This window comes from Paenibacillus vandeheii, from assembly GCF_030433635.1.
GTDB classification, from domain to species: Bacteria; Bacillota; Bacilli; order Paenibacillales; family Paenibacillaceae; genus Paenibacillus; species Paenibacillus vandeheii.
In genome coordinates this window covers 62,371-80,869 of record NZ_JAROCD010000015.1, presented here as the reverse complement: position 1 = coordinate 80,869, position 18,499 = coordinate 62,371, and the positions used below count along the sequence as shown (strand labels likewise).

Annotated in this window: 13 protein-coding genes and 2 riboswitches; of the genes, 8 read left to right on the top strand and 5 right to left on the bottom strand. The window is 48.3% G+C overall.

Annotated elements, in window-relative coordinates; all coding sequences use genetic code 11:
• Positions 1-97: 97 nt before the first annotated feature.
• The 3 genes from gcvPB to gcvT all read right to left on the bottom strand — a co-directional run bounded on the left by gcvPB (position 98) and on the right by gcvT (position 4,160).
• Positions 98-1,576, bottom strand: coding sequence for an aminomethyl-transferring glycine dehydrogenase subunit GcvPB (gcvPB, locus tag P5G61_RS26065; protein WP_301249198.1), 1,479 nt, complete (start codon positions 1,574-1,576; stop codon positions 98-100).
• Between the two features lie 95 nt (positions 1,577-1,671).
• The gene (gcvPA, locus tag P5G61_RS26060) at positions 1,672-3,027 is read right to left on the bottom strand and encodes an aminomethyl-transferring glycine dehydrogenase subunit GcvPA (RefSeq protein WP_079350657.1); all 1,356 of its coding nucleotides are present in this window, start codon (positions 3,025-3,027) and stop codon (positions 1,672-1,674) included.
• On the bottom strand, positions 3,024-4,160 hold the full coding sequence (gcvT, locus tag P5G61_RS26055; RefSeq protein ID WP_301249129.1) for a glycine cleavage system aminomethyltransferase GcvT: 1,137 nt from the start codon (positions 4,158-4,160) through the stop codon (positions 3,024-3,026). Before gcvT ends, gcvPA begins: the two co-directional genes overlap by 4 nt.
• Positions 4,161-4,358: 198 nt before the next feature.
• Positions 4,359-4,459: riboswitch (glycine riboswitch) on the bottom strand.
• 3 nt (positions 4,460-4,462) lie between these two features.
• Positions 4,463-4,586: riboswitch (glycine riboswitch) on the bottom strand.
• A 347-nt stretch (positions 4,587-4,933) separates the two neighbouring features.
• On the opposite strand from gcvT, the gene gcvH reads away from it, so the two are divergent.
• The 5 genes from gcvH (at position 4,934) to P5G61_RS26030 (ending at position 10,960) form a co-directional block, all read left to right on the top strand.
• A complete protein-coding gene (gene gcvH / locus P5G61_RS26050) occupies positions 4,934-5,323 on the top strand; it encodes a glycine cleavage system protein GcvH (RefSeq protein ID WP_024633107.1) in 390 nt (129 codons plus the stop codon).
• Positions 5,324-5,806: 483 nt separating this feature from the next.
• Entirely contained in the window at positions 5,807-7,273 is a 1,467-nt protein-coding gene (locus P5G61_RS26045) for a PTS mannitol transporter subunit IIBC (RefSeq protein ID WP_024633108.1), read from the top strand.
• A complete protein-coding gene (locus tag P5G61_RS26040; RefSeq protein WP_301249128.1) occupies positions 7,273-9,381 on the top strand; it encodes a BglG family transcription antiterminator in 2,109 nt (702 codons plus the stop codon). Before P5G61_RS26045 ends, P5G61_RS26040 begins: the two co-directional genes overlap by 1 nt.
• On the top strand, positions 9,378-9,812 hold the full coding sequence (locus P5G61_RS26035; protein WP_024633110.1) for a PTS mannitol transporter subunit IIA: 435 nt from the start codon (positions 9,378-9,380) through the stop codon (positions 9,810-9,812). Before P5G61_RS26040 ends, P5G61_RS26035 begins: the two co-directional genes overlap by 4 nt.
• A complete protein-coding gene (locus P5G61_RS26030) occupies positions 9,809-10,960 on the top strand; it encodes a mannitol-1-phosphate 5-dehydrogenase (protein WP_301249126.1) in 1,152 nt (383 codons plus the stop codon). Before P5G61_RS26035 ends, P5G61_RS26030 begins: the two co-directional genes overlap by 4 nt.
• A 51-nt stretch (positions 10,961-11,011) precedes the next feature.
• Here the strand turns inward: P5G61_RS26030 and P5G61_RS26025 are convergent, their stop codons facing one another.
• Both P5G61_RS26025 and P5G61_RS26020 read right to left on the bottom strand, forming a co-directional pair.
• A complete protein-coding gene (locus tag P5G61_RS26025) occupies positions 11,012-11,260 on the bottom strand; it encodes a cysteine-rich CWC family protein (RefSeq protein ID WP_301249125.1) in 249 nt (82 codons plus the stop codon).
• A gap of 97 nt (positions 11,261-11,357) precedes the next feature.
• Positions 11,358-13,367 carry an endonuclease MutS2 gene (locus tag P5G61_RS26020; RefSeq protein WP_301249123.1) on the bottom strand — a complete coding sequence of 670 codons (2,010 nt, stop codon included), beginning with the start codon at positions 13,365-13,367 and terminating at the stop codon, positions 11,358-11,360.
• 578 nt (positions 13,368-13,945) lie between these two features.
• Between P5G61_RS26020 and P5G61_RS26015 the strand changes: the two genes are divergently transcribed.
• From P5G61_RS26015 to P5G61_RS26005, 3 genes are all read left to right on the top strand, one after another.
• Positions 13,946-16,282, top strand: coding sequence for a helix-turn-helix domain-containing protein (locus P5G61_RS26015; protein ID WP_301249121.1), 2,337 nt, complete (start codon positions 13,946-13,948; stop codon positions 16,280-16,282).
• A gap of 283 nt (positions 16,283-16,565) precedes the next feature.
• Positions 16,566-17,519, top strand: coding sequence for an ABC transporter permease (locus P5G61_RS26010; protein WP_063566889.1), 954 nt, complete (start codon positions 16,566-16,568; stop codon positions 17,517-17,519).
• Between the two features lie 45 nt (positions 17,520-17,564).
• Positions 17,565-18,437, top strand: a complete 873-nt coding sequence (locus P5G61_RS26005) for a carbohydrate ABC transporter permease (protein WP_301249196.1) — start codon at positions 17,565-17,567, stop codon at positions 18,435-18,437.
• The last annotated feature ends 62 nt before the right edge of the window (positions 18,438-18,499 follow it).

Below are 18,499 nucleotides of genomic sequence, written 5' to 3'. Positions count from 1 at the left end.
GTAAAGTGCGTCTGCTGCGGTGTCTTTATGAACGACTGTATTGTTTCCAAATAAGGAGTAGTACTGTTATTGTCATTACGATTCGGCTGCAGTCAGGTTAACTGCAAGCGCAGTTCAATACAGGCTTACGGGCGGCTGTTGTTTCATCCAGACGGGTAACCGGTGTGCCATAAGGGGCATTGAGTACCAGTTCAGGGGTCTCTTCTGCTTCCTTGGCAATGCGAATCATCGTATCGATGAACCCATCAAGTGTTTCTTTGCTCTCGGTTTCCGTCGGCTCGATCATGATGCATTCCTCCACGTTCAGCGGGAAGTACACGGTTGGCGGGTGATATCCAAAATCAAGCAATCGTTTGGCAACATCCAGTGTGCGTACCCCATACTGTTTCAGCCCGCGGCCAGACATTACGAATTCATGTTTGCACACGCCTGGATACGGAATCTCGTAGTAAGGCGCGAGACGGGCCATCATGTAGTTGGCGTTAAGCACCGCACATTCGGATACCCGGCGCAAGCCTTCAGGTCCATAGGTACGAATGTAGGCATAGGCACGGACTAGAATACCAAAGTTGCCGTAATACGCTTTGACCCGGCCAATGGATTGATCACCTTCGCGATCCAATGCATATATGCCCTCATCATTTTTGATAACCATCGGTTTCGGCAGAAACGGAATCAAGCGGCTCTTCACGCCAACCGGGCCGGCTCCAGGTCCACCTCCGCCGTGCGGAGTGCTCATCGTTTTATGCAAGTTTAGATGTACTACGTCGAAGCCCATATCGCCAGGCCGGGTAATGCCCATGATGGCATTGGAGTTGGCACCATCGTAGTACAGCAAACCACCTGCCTCATGCACGATGGAGGCAATCTCCTGAATGTCTTTTTCAAAAAGTCCGAGTGTGTTCGGATTGGTCAGCATCAACGCTGCGGTATCCGACCCTACAGCAGCGCGGAGTACGTCCAGATCTACCAGACCGTCTGCGCGGGAAGGGATCGTTACCGTTTCGAAACCTGCAACGGTTGCACTTGCCGGGTTGGTGCCATGAGAAGAATCCGGTACGATGACTTTGGTGCGCTGTTCACCACGACCTTCGTGGTAGGCCCGGATCATCATGAGTCCGGTCCATTCGCCGTGTGCGCCAGCGGCAGGTTGCAGTGTAACGGCATCCATACCGGTTAGGCCAGCAAGGTCATTTTGTAACGTGTAGAGCAGTTCAAGTGCACCTTGAATGCTGGATTCGTGCTGATATGGATGAATTTTGGCGAATCCGTTGTAACGGGCCACATCCTCATTAATCTTCGGATTATATTTCATCGTACAAGAACCTAGCGGATAGAATCCGTTATCTATTCCGAAATTACGACGAGACAGAGCAGTGTAGTGGCGAATGACGTCAACTTCAAAAACCTCAGGCAATGCTGCTGCTTCCGATCGAAGCATTTCCCGGGGAATCAGGGAATCGGCAGCTTGCCGGGGAACGTCGCATTCTGGCAAGGAGTACGCAACCCGACCCGGGCTGCTGAGTTCAAAAATCAATGATTGCTCCCGTGCTGAAGAGGCAGCTAGGGCAGAGATTTTTGTAACTGTTTCCGTCTGGCCCGAAGTGGAGACAGAGGTTACTGTTTCCGGTTGTCCTGTTCCTGAAGTTGTCTTTGTTGTCGTTTCCTGAGTCACAGCGATCCCTCCAATACACGTGCGAATTCGTCTATCTCTTCCTTGCTGCGTCGTTCGGTAACGGCAATGAGCATATGTCCGGCGAGCTCGGAATACTCTCTTCCAAGTTCATACCCGCCAATGAAGCCGGCATCGAGTAATTTCAGTTGCAGGGCATCCACATTTGTTCCTTCAGGCAGTTGGATAACAAATTCATTAAACGTTGGTGCAGTAAACGTAAGAGAGACCCCTGGAATTGCGGTAAGTGTGTTAAGGGCATAATGGCTCTTTTGCAAATTCAAATCAGCGACATCGATCATACCTTGTTTACCCATGATGGACATATAGACAGAGGCACTCAGTGCGAGCAAAGCCTGGTTGGAACAGATGTTTGACGTCGCCTTTTCACGACGAATATGCTGTTCACGTGCTTGCAGCGTGAGTACAAAACCACGCTTGCCGTTGCGGTCAGTGGTCTGGCCTACAATTCGGCCAGGAATCCGGCGCATATGAGCCTGGGATACGGCGAAATATCCACATGTTGGGCCGCCAAGTGAAGCGGCGATACCAAGGGGCTGTGCGTCGCCAACGACGATGTCAGCACCCAGCTTGCCTGGGGCTTCCAGCAGACCCAGCGATAGCGGGTTGGCGCTGACCACGAGCAGGCTTTTGTGCGCATGCGCAAGATCTGCGGCCTGTTTTACATTTTCCACGGCGCCGAAGAAGTTCGGGCTCTGAATCATGACAGCTGCGGTGTCATCGGACACGGCGGCTTGCAGGGCATCCCAGTCTGTTACACCATTTTGATACCCAATCTCAACAATCTCCAGATTGAGGCCGTGGGCATAAGCTTGCAATACCTGACGGGACTCGGGATGCACGGTACGTGACACAATCAGCTGTTTGCGGCGGGTTGCTGCTGCGGCCAGGTTGCCTGCTTCTGCAAATGCAGTTGCACCATCGTACATGCTGGCATTGGCTACAGCCATGCCTGTCAACTCACAGATGTAGGATTGAAACTCGAAAATCGCCTGTAATTCTCCCTGGCTGATTTCAGGTTGATAAGGTGTATAGGCGGTATAGAACTCGGAACGGGAGATGACATGATTAATGACGGAGGGAACATGATGATCATAAATGCCTGCACCCAGGAAGCTGGCGTGTGTCTCGAAGTTGGCATTCGCTGCCGCTTGCTTCGACATATGACGTGTCAGTGCATATTCATCCAGTTTGGAGGAAACAGGCAGTTCACCCTGATAGCGAATCTCCTGTGGAATGTCATGAAACAGATCCTCAATTGTTTCCACACCGATGGTTGCCAGCATGGCACTCTGATCCTGCTCGGTCATGGGAATGTAGCGGTGCTTGCTCATGCTTGATCAGCTCCTTGAGTAGGTGTCTTTGGCGCACGTGTCCGTTTATGAAAAGGGGTCTTCACGACCTCGGCTTTCAGTTTCTTGCCACGAATCTCAATCTCCAGCGGGGTACCCAGTGCAGCATATTTACTGTCAATCAAGGCCAGCCCCAAATTGCGTTTCAGCGTAGGGGATTGGGTGCCTGTGGTTACTTCACCGATCTGTACGCCTTCGGCGTATATCGGATAATGGGGGCGAGGAATACCGCGCTCCAGTACTTCGATGCCGACCAGCTTGCGGGCAGGCCCGTCATTTTTTTGCTGCAACAAGGCTTCATGTCCGATAAACGGCCCGGCATTCAGCTTCACAAACATGCCAACGCCAGCCTCCAGCGGCGAGATGGTTGCAGACAGTTCCTGTCCGTACAGGGGAAGCTTGGCTTCAAAGCGCAGCGTATCCCGGGCACCCAGTCCGGTCGGAACGAGTCCGAAACCTTCTCCCGCCTGCATCAATCCGTTCCAGACCACAGCAGCCTGTTCGGCAGGAACATAGAGCTCAAATCCGTCTTCACCCGTATATCCGGTGCGGGATAACAGCAATGTAACGCCACATACCTTTGCATTCGGTACAAAACGGAAAGGCTCAATCAAAGACACATCAGTGTCAGTCACCTTTGCGAGAATATCCACAGCAAGTGGACCTTGCAGGGCAAGCAGCGCCGTTTGTTTGGAATCATTAGTCATCGTTACGCCTGGCGACATGTGCTGCTGCAGCCATGCCCAGTCCTTGTCAATGTTGGAGGCATTAACCACCAGCATATAATGCTGGTCTTTCAGTTTATAGATCAACAGATCATCGACCACGCCGCCATCCGGATAACACATTAACGTGTATTGAGCCTGACCGGGAACGAGTGTTGTTACATCATTGGTCGTCATGTGCTGTAAAAAAGCTTCCGCGTGTTCACCTTGTACAGTGAATTCACCCATGTGGGATACATCAAATAATCCGGCACGTTCTCGCACCGCTTCATGCTCTTTCTGAATTCCGCTGAATTGTACCGGGAGCTCCCAGCCACCAAAATCAATGCATCGTACGCCTTCATACTGCTGATAGAGTGGAAAGAGTGGGGTTCTAAGCAAATCGGACATCCAATCACCTCGTCATGGGCCGTCAACAGGCCGAGTGTATAACCGTGGATCAATGAATCTGTCATCAACATTTAATTGTCAAAGTAAGGTAAGGACGCTATAGGCAGCGCCGCTCTATAACCTGTTTTCGTTTTTTTGGGAAAAAGGAAAAGGACAGGCCAAAGAACCGGCATGCCAGAAGCACGCTGTATTCTTAGGCTCTGTCCTTGGTACCTGAGAGTTACCCCGCCGCATGATGCAGCAGGTTTCCCCTTGGGTGATCCTAACGCCCACGCAGGGCGAATAGATGCTCTCCAGAGTTGCGTCCCGTAAAAGTCCTTTTGCCTGAGAGATTCACCTCCCGCTTGTCGGTGGTTTACTCCTTCGGCGTTACCGCATGTACACCCTGATTCGGGTGTCAAGGGTAATCTCTCCCTTTACATTCATCCGCGGGTATTGCATAGACCAATAAACATATTTACTACTCTCATTAAAGCCTGAATCGACTATTGATGTCAAGAACGATATCATAGAAATCAACAAAAAATCCGAATGATATTTCAAGATAATTCTGTAATGTTCGTATATTTTTAAAGAGTACGCTTACTTTTCTAATATTCACCATTATATGTAGAGAGAGTCCAATAGAGTTACAGGCATATAAGGAAGAAAATCAAATAAATTGTAAGGTATCTTGACATTTGATTCTAAAATATCATACGCTATGTTTTGGGAAAAAGGTTAAGGTCAAAGAAGCGCATGCACTCATTTAATGAAAAGCGAGGCGGATATCGATGAGCGAATTGAAAAGTGATTTCCTGTACAGTGAAGAGCACGAATGGGTGCAGACCGTAGGGGAGGATACCGTACGTATTGGCATTACCGAATTCGCGCAGCATCAGCTGGGTGACATTGTGTTTGTAGAATTGCCTGACCTAGAATCGGATGTAAAGGCGGAAGACAGCATTGGAACAATTGAATCCGTCAAAACCGTTTCGGATTTGTTTTCTCCTGTAAGTGGAACAATTGTTGCTGTAAATGAGGCATTGCAGGATTCCCCGGAGCTGGTTAATAACTCTCCATATGAGGAAGGCTGGATGATCGAAATCCGTGTTGAGGGCGATTTGACAGCGGCACTGTCCACATTGATGAATGCGGATGCGTATCGTAAACATACGGAATAAAACTAGGGTTCCATTCTCCGCTGGAGACTGAATTTCAGCCTCAGGCCCGATTCCGTGTAACTTGAAAAGAATGAATCGATTGATTATAGATCCGGATGGTAATCCTGTTAATCCGGAGAATACTTAGGCGCAATTGCCTCACCTGTAACGGGCTGAGCAATTGCGCTTTTTGTTTTAAAATAGAATAAATTTACAATTTCATTTGTCATTAAAATGGGGCAATTCGTGGGTATGATACATGAAAGGGAATAACAGGTTCTATTCCATATCCACGGTTTAAAATGGGACAATCCTTCAAATTTAAATCTTGTCATCAACGTTCATGACGGAAGTAGGTTTTCATTTCATTGTAGAAGATACCGTTTTCATTTACGATATGTCTGTGAAATCAAGATTCATTACAGATTTGTACCTTCGTTCGTCTGGATCATCGTGTCAAAATTCAGTGGAATTAAGGTTTAATATGTTGAGGAGGTTTTTAGTATGAGTTCAGTGGACGCAAAGTCCGGAAAAAGCGGAGGAATACGGGTCGGCGTTCAGAAGTTTGGACGTTTCCTGAGCGGTATGGTTATGCCGAACATGGGTGCATTTATCGCCTGGGGTTTGATTACGGCATTGTTCATTCCAAAAGGATGGTTCCCTAACGCAGATTTTGCATTGCTGGTTGATCCAATGATCAAATATTTGCTGCCTTTACTTATCGGTTACACGGGCGGTACCATGGTACACGGCCAACGTGGTGGTGTAGTCGGTGCGATTATGACCATCGGGGTTATTGTCGGTAGTGACATCCCCATGTTTCTTGGTGCCATGATTGCCGGACCATTGGGAGCCTGGGTCATTAAGAAATTTGACAAGGCTGTCGATGGCAAAATTAAATCTGGGTTTGAGATGCTGGTTAACAACTTCTCCGCTGGTATTATTGGTGGGATCTTGGCCCTTCTAGCCCTTAAAGGCATCGGGCCTTTCGTTGAAGCGATTAGCAAGGTGTTATCGGCTGGGGTAGAAACCTTGATGAATGCTGGTCTTCTCCCGCTGGTCAATCTGATCATTGAGCCAGGAAAAGTATTATTCCTGAACAATGCAATCAACCATGGGATTCTGACACCGATTGGTACGGATCAGGCAAGAGAACTGGGACAATCGGTATTATTCATGCTTGAATCCAATCCAGGTCCTGGACTCGGCATTTTGCTGGCCTACTGCTTCTTTGGTCGGGGATCAGCTAAATCTTCCGCTCCAGGTGCTGTAATTATCCATTTCTTTGGCGGGATTCACGAGATTTATTTCCCTTATATTCTGATGAGACCGATACTGATTCTGGCTGCGATGGCTGGTGGTGTAGCGGGTACATTGACTTTTATGCTGACAGGAGCTGGTTTGGTTTCAGCACCGTCACCGGGTAGTATCATTGCCTACTCTTTGTTAACACCTAAGGGTGGATATCTTGGCATGTTTGCAGGGGTAGCCGTAGCTGCGATCATCTCCTTCCTTGTGGCATCTGTGCTGCTCAAAACAGGCAAACAGAAGGATGACGAAGATCTGGATACTGCATCCAGTCGTATGAAAGATATGAAAAATCAGGGCAAAACGGGTAACCTCACCGTTGATAAAGACAATCGGGAAGCTGACCGTGCGGCTGATATTGCTTCTGCGGCCGTAAAAACGGACATAAACAAAATTGTCTTCTCCTGTGATGCAGGAATGGGTTCGAGTGCCATGGGTGCATCAATTCTGCGGAAGAAAATGAAGGCAGCCGGTGTGGATGTCGCTGTAACGAACACGGCGATCAGTGAGATTCCGCAAGATGCCGACATCGTCATCACACAGAAAACATTGACAGACCGGGCCAAATCCGTGGCTCCAAATGCAGAGCATATTTCCATCGATAACTTCCTGAAGAGTCCTGAATACGAGGCACTGGTGGAGCGCCTCAAATCCGACTCCTGATGAGTAATATTACAAGGAGACAGCGTGAGATCGTGGAGTTCCTGCTGGAGCATCCGCATGAGGTAACTGCTGGCGAAATAGCTGTTGCGGTCAAAGTAAGTACCCGTACCGTACATCGGGAGTTGCAGATGATTGAACAATGGCTTGAGCCCCTTGGCATGAGATTGGAAAAAAAATCGGGAACCGGGGTCCGAATTGATCCCGGTTCCGATGATTTGGCCGTATTGCGCCAACAACTTGAGCTTAACGAATATGTAGAGTTTACGCCCGAAGAGCGTAAACTCTTCATGCTTTGTATTTTGCTGGATGAGTCCGAGCCTGTGAAGCTGCTTGCGCTGGCCTCAGATCTTAAGGTAACCGTGTCTACGGCGAGCAATGATCTGGACGATCTGGAGCCACGCATTCATCTGGCAGGCTTGAAGCTGGTTCGCAGGCGCGGATATGGGGTCAAGATCAATGGAAGCGAGTGGGCTCATCGCATGGCTATTTCTGCGCTCGCTCTTGAATATCTGGATGAATCTGATTTGTTCGGTAGGCAAGCGGAGCAGGGCGTTTCCAAAGTAAACAGTAAACTATTGGAAATGATTGGACATGAGGATGTACTTACGGTCGAAAATGCGTTGTGGCAGCCGGATATTGAGTGGTTGGAAAATATTCCGGAGCGTCAATACATGAAGCTGCTGATTCAATTGTCTGTAGCGGTTGTGCGTATCCGTAAGGGCTTTGGTATTGGTCGGGGCTCTCAACTGGATAAAAAAGACGTTGGAAATTCGCTGCAAGGCGACAAGGGGAAGGTACCAGAATATTTGGCTTCCCGTTTGTGCGGTGTTCTGTCTGCCCAGCTTGGAATTGATTTTGTGGGCGAGGAGCAGGCTTATTTTCACAAACTGCTGATTGAAATCGAGCAATCGATTCATTCCTCACGTCTGCTGCCCATAGACGACCTGGTCTTACTCGACATGGTTCGTTCTCTCACAGATCGAATGCAAGAGAATACCCATTATTCGTTTCATGAGGATCGGCTGCTGCGTGAGGGTCTAATTGCTCACATGGAGCCGGTACTGGAACGAATGGATGGACGGCAGCTCATCCGTAATCCGTTGCTTCAGCAGATCCGCAAGGATTATGAATCATTATTTGAGGATGTAAAGAAAGCGGTGCGAGAGGCTTGGCCCAATACGGATGTGCCGGATGAGGAGATTGGATTTTTGGTGATGCACTTCGGTGCTTCCATTGAACGGCTGCGGGTGCTGAAGAGAGAAATCAGGGCTGTCGTCGTTTGTACCAGCGGAATCGGATCTTCGCGAATGTTATCGAGCCGTCTGTCCAAGGAAATTCCCGAGATTCGGATTGTGGACAGCGTGTCATGGTATGAAGCCGCACGTATACCGAAGACGGAATATGATTTGGTTCTCTCTACCGTGGATCTGCCAATGGATAAACATCAATACTACAAGGTGAGCCCACTACTGACGGCAGAAGAAAGTGAACGTTTAAGGCACTTCATCAGGACAACGACGCTTCAGCGGGAACATAGTCCCCCACCTGAAGCAGAGTCAAGGTCAACAGGTCGATTTAACGATCCGGTTGGGCTTGAAGCCACCCTGATTGAAATTGTACAGATTATCGGCAAGTTTCAGGTGTTCCCACTGGATAATCAAGAGATCGGATTTTTCAAAACGGCCTACGCCATGTGCAGCGTTTTGCATCAATCTGGTGTGTTGAACAATCCAGAAGAGATTGCTAGGCTGCTGGAGGAGCGTGAAGCGGTTGGAAGCCAGAAAATTCCCGGGACTTCCCTCGCGCTGTTTCATACACGCAGTGACGGCATTCACAGTCCTTCAATCACGCTTTTCCAACTGACAGAGCCGCTTCTGCGCACGCCGGAAGACCCAGCAGGTGTTAGCCATGTGCTCTTGATGCTTGGACCGAGACAGCTATCGAAGGAAAGTTTGGAGGTACTGAGTGAGATCAGTGCGCTATTGTTGCAGGAAGAAATGATTACATTACTTGAAAAAGGCAACCGGGATGACCTTATTCATTACTTGTCCCAAGAACTTGCGGGATTTTACCGCAGCAAAACCGAAATTGGAGGTATTCAAACATGAGTGTGTTAACTAAAGATAAAGTCATCATGAATGCAACGGCTCAGGACAAATACGAAGCGATTCGTATGGCAGGTCAGATTTTGAAAGACGCGGGACATATCACCGCAGAATACATTGACAAAATGCTGGAGCGTGAAGAGATTGTTTCCACGTATGTAGGCAACGGACTGGCGATTCCACACGGCACGAAGGAATCCAAATCATTCATCCTGTCCACAGGTATATCGGTTATTCAGTTCCCGCAAGGTGTTGATTTTGGGGAAGAAAAAGCGTATATGGTAATTGGGATCGCCGCTCAGGGCGGAGAACATATGGAGATCCTGACCAGCATCGCAGTCATCTGTGCTGAGGAAGAGAACATGGAAGCTCTACGTCATGCTCAAACCGCTGAAGAAGTCATTACTATTTTGGAAAGTGAAATGGAACTATGAAGGCCCTTCACTTCGGAGCAGGGAATATTGGACGTGGTTTCATCGGTTTGATCCTGTCCCGTGCTGGCTACAATGTCGTTTTCTCGGACGTTAACCAGGAGCTGGTTAAGGCTCTAGAGCAGCGTGGAGAGTACACGGTTGAGCTGGCTAACGAGGCCAAGGACCTGGAGACCGTTACCGGTGTGAGTGCAATCGATGGAACGAATCTGGATACCGTTGCTCAAAACGTTGCAGAAGCGGAACTGATCACAACGGCAGTAGGTGTAGGCATACTGAAACATATTGCTCCCGGTATTGCCAAAGGACTTACAGCCAGACTGGGAACAGGTGATGTCTTCCAGCCGCTTCACATTATTGCCTGTGAAAATGCAATTGGAGCCAGCACTCAACTGAAAGAACATGTATATGGTCTGCTTGATGAGCGTACTCGCCTACTTGCGGATCAGTACGTGTATTTCCCGGATTCAGCCGTAGACCGTATTGTGCCGATTCAGCATCATGAGGATCCATTACATGTACAGGTAGAGCCTTTCTATGAATGGGTCGTTGACCGTTCACAAATGGCTCCAGCGTTCAAACCGGTTGAGGGTATAATGTATGTGGATGATCTGGAGCCTTATATTGAACGGAAGCTGTTCACCGTAAATACAGGACATTGTATTGCCGCTTATATTGGATATGTGAACGGGTATGATACGATTCAGAAGGCTATCGCCGATGAAAAAGTCAAATCCATCGTATATGGGGCTTTGCAGGAAACCGGAGCAGTTTTGGTGAAACGTTTTGGATTCAATTCGGATGACCATCAGCTGTACATTGCCAAAATATTGGAACGGTTCGTGAACCCGCATCTGACGGATGAGGTCACTCGTGTAGGGCGTTCTCCGCTGCGTAAACTGTCCCCGAATGACCGTCTGGTTCGCCCGGCTCTCCAGGCTTACGAGTATGGAACGGAGACAAATCATCTGGCGATGGGAATGGCGGCTGCCTGCAAGTTTGACATTTCCGAAGATCCGGAAGCGGTGGAACTTCAGACTACGATCCAGCAAAAAGGGATTGAAGCAGCACTCAGCCAGTATACGTCCATGGACGAGAACCATCCTGTACTGAAGCAAGCGGTAGCGCATTATCAACAAATGCAGAAGTAACGTTCTTCATTTCAATACAACGTAATATCGACAGAAGAAGAGCCTCACAGTTTAACTGTGGGGCTCTTTATTTTGCTCTGCCTTCTTCTTAAACGTATCCAGACATACCTCGCATATACAAGACTTCCTGCGTTGTTCTGCCGGAATGGGGTCAAATACGCCTTCTGGAAACACGGCCTGATTACACCAGCATTCTGAATGAGGACGGCCTGCTGCATAGGAACAGCCATTGGCTTCACCGCATAAAGGACATACAAGAACTTCTGGAGTCACCTTCTTTGTATCCTGCTCAACAGACATACGTATCTTCCTTCCTCACCCGTTGAATTTCTTAACCACGAACGATCGATAGGTTTATTAAAGTATAGCAACTCAACCCATTATATCAATCCTGTAGTTATTCTTCAGGAGGCAATTCAATCGTCAGTCCTTCCACATGCTTGCGTCCCATCAGTTTGCGCTTCTTCCGGTTTTCCTTGGTCTCCAGCACAATGTCGAGGTCATAGTCGTCGCCTGGATAAAGTTCCTGTGCAGTTATATGCAAAGTCAGGCGTTTCTTGTGAATTTTGACTTTGCGTCCGCGCAGCATGACCCCGATATTCCCACGACTGTCCTCCACATCACAGACAATTCCTGACTGGTTCAGATAGGCTGCATACACGCGATCTCCTTTACGGAATGCTTTGACAGGTGAAGTGGGCTCTAATGTTTCAGACCTATCGGATAGCTTTCTTGTTCCGGTTTGTGCGGACGGGTTGACAGATTCCAGAGTGTGCCTTGTTTTATTCAAATGCTCTTGTTCAGCCGGGCTGCTTTTTGGTGATGGTGAAGAATTCACGTTGGGCACAGCTGATGTAAAGTTTGGAGAGACACGTTGCGAGACACCCTGATCTGAAATGAGCTTGGAGCGCTCAATAATGCGCTGTGGCATACCCAGCTTCAATGCAATGGAATAGGCGTAGCTTTCCCCGGCTTCTCCAATCCTCAATCGATAGAGTGGCTGGAGCGAGACCGTATCAAATTCCATTCGTGCATTCTCAAATCCAGGCGTGGCTGCTGCAAAATGTTTGATTTCCCCAAAATGGGTCGTGGCGACAACGGTAGCTCCTCGGCTGTGCAGCTCCTCCAGCATAGCAATGGAGAGTCCCACTCCCTCACCGGGATCAGTACCTGAAGCCATCTCATCAATCAGCACAAGCGTCGATGAATTGGCCTGCTCCAGGATGCCAATCATGTTGCGAATATGTGCAGAAAAGGTGCTGAGTGCTTGCTCCAAGCTCTGTCCATCACCGATATCGACGGCAACCTCACGATACACGGCCATCTCGCCCGCTTCAGCGACAGGGACAAGCAGACCGGATTGCATCATCAGGGTGAGCAGACCTAATGTCTTGAGGGCAACCGTTTTGCCGCCTGTATTCGGCCCTGTAATGATCAGTGAGGAATACGTGTGACCAATTGCAAAATCAAGGGGAACCATGGATGCGCCCATTAATGGATGGCGTGCCCCTTGAAGGCGAATTCGCCCATTGGCATTGACACGTACAGTTCGTCCGTCCATGGTCGCCGCATATTTGGCTTTGGCAAACAGAAAATCTAAAATCCCTACCGTTTCCGTATTTAGCGCAATTTCGTGATGATAAGACTCTGCCATGGAGGTTAAGTCGCCTAGGATTTTCATCTCTTCCCGAGATTCCTCCGCTTGCAGCGATGCCAGCTCCATTTGCAAACCTACTAATTCCGCTGGCTCAATGTATACGGTTTGGCCGCTGCCTGACTCATCCAGCACACTGCCCTTAACATGCTTGCGGAATTCTTTCTTGATGGGCAGTACCGTTCTTCCACCCCGCTGACTAATGACGTTCTCCTGCATGATGGAGCGGTGTTTGCTTACGAGAGAATCCAGCTTGCGCTTCATGCGTTCCTCATTCACCGTCATTTTTTTACGAATACGTATCAGCTCCTTGCTTGCCTGATCCTGAATGCGACCATTATGGATGCATCGTTCAATCTCGCTCAGAAGGGACTCCATCCATATCATGGATGAAGCATATCGGCTGACTGTAGGAGCAGCTTCGGATTTGCCCTCCATGTATTTCATAAGCTGTGCGCAACTGCGCAGAAATTGGGCGAGATGGCTGAAATCTCGCTCCGTGAATAAATAACCGGTGCCGAGCAGATCCATAATCGTCTCCATGCCGTCCAGTGAAGGGATGGGCACACTGGCGCCGTAACGAATCAAAGCAGCAGCTTCAGCTGTTTCGTCCAGGCGTATTTGAATCAGAGGAGCGTCCATCATTGGCTTCATTTCTCTTGCATATCGTTTGCCCAAATAGGATAGGGCACAGGCTGCAACGTTGTTTTGGATTTGGGGATAACCCAGATTGGTTAATGTGTTTTCATTCATTCGTGATCTCTCCTTGGTAATAAAATGGAATTTCGTTTAGGCGATGGAGCATATTCCCGGAAAACGCAAAAAGGGCGGAGAATGAACAAACGTCATTCTCCGCCCTTAACGTAGGGGAAAGCAGGGTCCGTTACAGGTCTATACAAAAAAAATCCACGCTGAACACAGCGCGGAAATAGACCCGGACACGTACAATCCCGGAGGCGATTTATGATATCCGCTGTTCTTAACTAAGTACAGGGGTTACAGCGCATCAAGAAATACACATATGCCAAAAGGCACAAGCGAATCGAAGGCCAAACTCCTGAATATGAAACTTGGTTAGTTAAGAACGCTCACCGACATCAAAATCTCTCCTTTGATTGAGGAATATGCAACCAATATAAACCTGAAACGACCTTAAAGTCAACCTTAAGAATAAATAGTGGACTTGAATAACAATGGGTTTTAAAATAACAATAGTAAATTAATCCAATGAAGGCGATATTATACATACGTTTTGCATGAGATCGGGGAAGCGATTCCGAAAGCGTTCTCGTTCAAATAACGCAAAATGCACACAAAGGAGGATGCTCATTTTGCCTAAATACCTGCTGCGTTTGCTCTGTTTTACTATGATTCTCGGAGCCCTTCCGGTCATTGTTATTGGTTCAGTCTCTTATTCCATTGCTTCACGTGACATTGAGCAGAAGGTGCGTGAGAGTAATTTGCAGATTCTGCATCAGACCCAAATGCGGGTAGAGCAAGTGCTGCGCAGCCTGCAATTGTCGTCCATCCAATATGTGAACTCTCCACTGGTATTACAAGCGATGAAAAAACCGCTGGACAGCAGCGAATTTCAGGAAATTCGTGATCTGACCTCCGGATTTAATAATTTGCAATCGGTTACAAATATTGATCAGGCCTATCTCGTGAATCTCGATGAAGACTGGGTCGTTTCGATGAGATCCTTTGGAAAGTTGGATGATTTCAGTATTCGGGACCGGATTGGCTCCTATTTGAAATATACCAACAGCCTGTTCTGGGTGACGCAAAATGTGAGTTCAACTAAAGAAAGTGTGCCAGTATCGGCCGGAGTGGGTGAAGCGGCACAAGAACCCGCGCCTACCCTTATTTCATCCGACAATGTGGTCAGCATGGTATTCAAGATTCCGATGATCCCAACCAATGTGAAACCAAAGGGATTTCTGGTTATTGACATAGCCGATACAGAGCTAAGTACATTTCTGAGTCGAAATCCAAATTCAGGAGATATGTACGTCCTTGATCGGGAGCAGAAATATTTTCTCAACGATACACAGCAAGATGGGAAATACGACACGCTGAATCAGGAAATCCACGAGAAAGTACAAACGACGGGACAGTCGGAGGGCTTCTTCAGTGCAGAGGTGGAAGGAAGCCAGGTGGCGGTTAGCTACAGGCAATCTCCACTCAACGGCTGGTTGTATGTGTCCGTTGTATCGCTGGGTCAGATAACCGCTCAGTCGCAGAAAATTGCATTGGTGACGGGAGTGGCTACACTGGTCATGTTATGTGTGACGGGATTAGTAGCCATCTATGGCAGTCGCAAGATGTATTCTCCAATTTCCAGACTTCTGCAATTTACAAAAGGACTGGATTCCCCGGTGGTCCCGTCAGGACGCCGTCAGGATGAATTTATCTACATCGAAGAGCGATTAACGACCTTATTTAGCTCGGAAAAAACGATGCGCGAGCAAATGAAGGGTCAGCATATTCATTTGCAGGAATTCTTTATGACCAAACTGCTTACAGGCAAAATATCGGAAGAGGACTTCAGATATCAGGGAGAGCTGTATGATTTTCCAACATCATGGGCACGGCTGGGGGTGCTTACGCTTCAAATCGATACCCTTGAAGGGACAAGGTATGAAGAGCAGGACCGGGATCTGCTGTTGTTCGCGTTAAACAACATGGTCGGTGAACTGCTGCCTTCAGATATTCGATTTGCCCCTGTCATGATTGATGACGCTCAGGTTACGGTGCTTGCATCCGTGCTGGATGATGAAGTACAGCTCAAAGAATGGATGCATTCCCAAGCTGAATTGATCCGCGAGCGGGTCGCAACCTACCTGAATCTGCCCGTAAGTATCGGTATTAGCCGCTCCTATTCTACAATAGGTGATTCACCAAGGGCTTACCAGGAGAGTCGTGAGGCTCTTCAAGGCAGGGTAAGTCTGGGCAGCCGTATTATTTTGCACTACGAGGATATCCAGCCGCGTGGTCAGACGGAGGCAGCGTTATATACACAGCTCAGGATGATCGAAGACCAGTTGGCTTCTGCGCTCAAGCAAGGAGACGAGGAGAAAACCGATGCGTACTTTAAGCGCTATCTCGGATTGCTCGCAGACAAGAAGCTGCACTTTAGCGAGTACCCCGTAATTATGGTCCAGCTGTTGTCCCGCGTATATCAGCTTGTGCAGGAGCAGGGTGGGAATGTTGCGGAAGTGTTGGGCGAAAAGGCCTCCATGGCTCGACTCCTGAAGTTGTCCACATTGGATGAGATGACGAACTGGTTCCGCAAATGTTTATTTCACCCTGTCATTCGATTCTGGCGTGAACAGGAAGAGTCTCAATATCTGAATATTGCCCGCCGCATGATTCGGCTGATCGAGGAGCGGTATGATCGCGAATTGTCGTTGGAAGCATGTGCAGAAGAACTGAATTTTCATCCAGTCTATCTGAGCCGTGTGTTCAAGAAGGAGGCTGGTGTGAATTTTACGGAATATCTTGCCGAATATCGGATGGAAAAAGCCAAGACTTGGCTGCAGACGACCAATCTGAAAATATCGGAGATTGCCGAGAAACTCAATTACACGAATCCTACCGCTTTTATCCGAACCTTTCGTAAAATTACAGGAACAACCCCCGGAAAATACCGGGAGCAGCAGCGATAAAAGCAACCTGCTCTGCCTGCCATGGCAGGCAGGTTTTTCTTTGTTTCAGAGCCACCCCTTGTTCTTAGTTTGGAGCAGAGTTAAGACGGGAATATCGGAGGTTAAATGGGGTTCATTGAGGGGAGCGGCCCAGTGATACAAATGCCTTAAACCCTTGATACATAAGGAAAAACAAGAAGCTAAAACGAGACGATAGCCAGTTACCCGTTTATCCTCCACAATGAAGACATGAATTCAGGAAGTGATATTTTGTAATCGTTTCCAATGTGGGGAGGAAGACACTATGAAAGCCGAAACGGCGGCTCGGACACGACCCGCTACCCGCAGTGACAAAAACCTGCTGTGGAGGGACATCATCAAAAACCGGTGGCTATATATTATGTTGATACCGGGCGTGCTCTACTTTGTTATTTTCAAATACATACCCATGTACGGCATTACGATGGCTTTTCAGGATTACACGCCTTACAAGGGTATTCTGGGCAGTGACTGGGTGGGGTTCAAGCACTTCCAGCGTTTCTTCGGGGAACCGCAGTTCTGGACCTTGTTCCGGAATACGTTTTTGCTAGCGATTTATAATATGGTGTTCTTCTTCCCGCTGCCCATTGTATTGGCGCTTATGATGAATGAAGTTCGCCGTGAACGGTTCAAACGATTTGTACAGACGCTCGTATATGTTCCGCACTTTGTTTCCTGGGTTGTGGTGGTGGGTGTGTTCTACATGCTGTTCACAACCGAGGGTGGCGCTATCAACGAATTACTTTATAACCTGACGGGACAAAAAGTGGCTTTTCTGCTGGAGCCCGGCTGGTTTCGAACGATGATTGTTGGACAATCCATCTGGAAAGAGGTCGGTTGGGGCACGATTATTTTCCTGGCGGCACTCTCCGGTGTAGATACACAGCTCTATGAGGCTGCACGGATGGATGGTGCCAATCGCTGGCGTCAGACCTGGCATATTACGCTGCCTGCCATCCGCAGCACGATCATTATTTTGCTCATTCTGCGTCTGGGCAACTTCCTGGATACAGGCTTTGAACAGATCTTCCTGATGCTGACGCCGACGAACCGGGATGTGGGTGAGGTATTTGATACCTATGTCTACACGAAAGGTCTCACGCAGGCCCAGTACAGTTATAGTGCTGCTGTCGGTTTGTTCAAGTCGGTGGTCGGACTGGCGCTTGTATTGGGTGCCAATACGATGGCCAAAAAATTCGGGGAGGAAGGCGTCTACTAACGCTTGGCAGCAGACGTTCTTTACCAGACAGGAGTGAACATTAAGATGCAGCAGGATAAAACATGGGGCAACCGGATCTTTGATATCCTCAATCATGGCTTTCTATTATTAATCGGAATCGTGACCGTTATCCCGTTCATTTATATTTTGGCCGTCTCGTTTACCAGCCCGCATGAAGTGGCCAAGGGAGGATTCATTCTTTTTCCGAAAGAATTCTCCCTTGCCGCTTACCGTTACATCTTCTCTACAGACACATTGATTCGCAGTCTGGGTGTATCGATCTATATCACCGTAATTGGTACACTGCTTAACCTGTTGTTTACGTCACTTATGGCGTATCCGCTCTCCAGAAGATATTTGCGTGGACGTAAGCCCATCTTGCTGGGTGTACTGTTCACGATGCTGTTCAGCGGCGGGATGATTCCTACCTACTTTGTCGTCAAATCATTGCACCTGACCGATACGTTATGGTCTCTGATGCTGCCTACCGCGATCAGCGCGTTCAACCTGATCGTACTTAAGAACTTCTTTCAGGCCATTCCCGATGAACTGGAGGATGCCGCCAAAATCGATGGATGTAACGATGTGGGCGTATTGTTCCGAATTGTTCTGCCTTTGTCGATGCCAGCAATGGCTACATTCTCTCTCTTTTACGCGGTGGCTCACTGGAACAGCTTCTTCAACGCTGTCATTTATATCAACGATAGTGAAAAGTGGCCCGTACAAGTGTGGCTGCGTGAGATTGTCATCCTGGCTCAGAGCCGAATCGGGGATACCAGTATCGAAGAGACCGAGATTCAGCCGCTTACCATTCGAATGGCGGTTATCGTATTCTCCACGATTCCCATCATGCTGGTCTATCCGTTCCTGCAAAAGCACTTTGCCAAAGGAGTGATGCTGGGATCGGTAAAAGGTTGAAATTGCACACATTTGAATATCGGAACGGGTTCATGACTGTATAAAAAGGGGAGGTTTTCGTT

Coding starts and splice junctions, on each gene's coding strand:
- P5G61_RS26010 (WP_063566889.1), top strand. CDS start 16,566: ATGAAAGCCGAAACGGCGGCTCGGACACGACCCGCTACCCGCAGTGAC.
- P5G61_RS26035 (WP_024633110.1), top strand. CDS start 9,378: ATGAGTGTGTTAACTAAAGATAAAGTCATCATGAATGCAACGGCTCAG.
- P5G61_RS26040 (WP_301249128.1), top strand. CDS start 7,273: ATGAGTAATATTACAAGGAGACAGCGTGAGATCGTGGAGTTCCTGCTG.
- P5G61_RS26005 (WP_301249196.1), top strand. CDS start 17,565: ATGCAGCAGGATAAAACATGGGGCAACCGGATCTTTGATATCCTCAAT.
- P5G61_RS26045 (WP_024633108.1), top strand. CDS start 5,807: ATGAGTTCAGTGGACGCAAAGTCCGGAAAAAGCGGAGGAATACGGGTC.
- gcvH (WP_024633107.1), top strand. CDS start 4,934: ATGAGCGAATTGAAAAGTGATTTCCTGTACAGTGAAGAGCACGAATGG.
- gcvPA (WP_079350657.1), bottom strand. CDS start 3,027: ATGAGCAAGCACCGCTACATTCCCATGACCGAGCAGGATCAGAGTGCC.
- P5G61_RS26020 (WP_301249123.1), bottom strand. CDS start 13,367: ATGAATGAAAACACATTAACCAATCTGGGTTATCCCCAAATCCAAAAC.
- P5G61_RS26030 (WP_301249126.1), top strand. CDS start 9,809: ATGAAGGCCCTTCACTTCGGAGCAGGGAATATTGGACGTGGTTTCATC.
- P5G61_RS26025 (WP_301249125.1), bottom strand. CDS start 11,260: ATGTCTGTTGAGCAGGATACAAAGAAGGTGACTCCAGAAGTTCTTGTA.
- gcvT (WP_301249129.1), bottom strand. CDS start 4,160: ATGTCCGATTTGCTTAGAACCCCACTCTTTCCACTCTATCAGCAGTAT.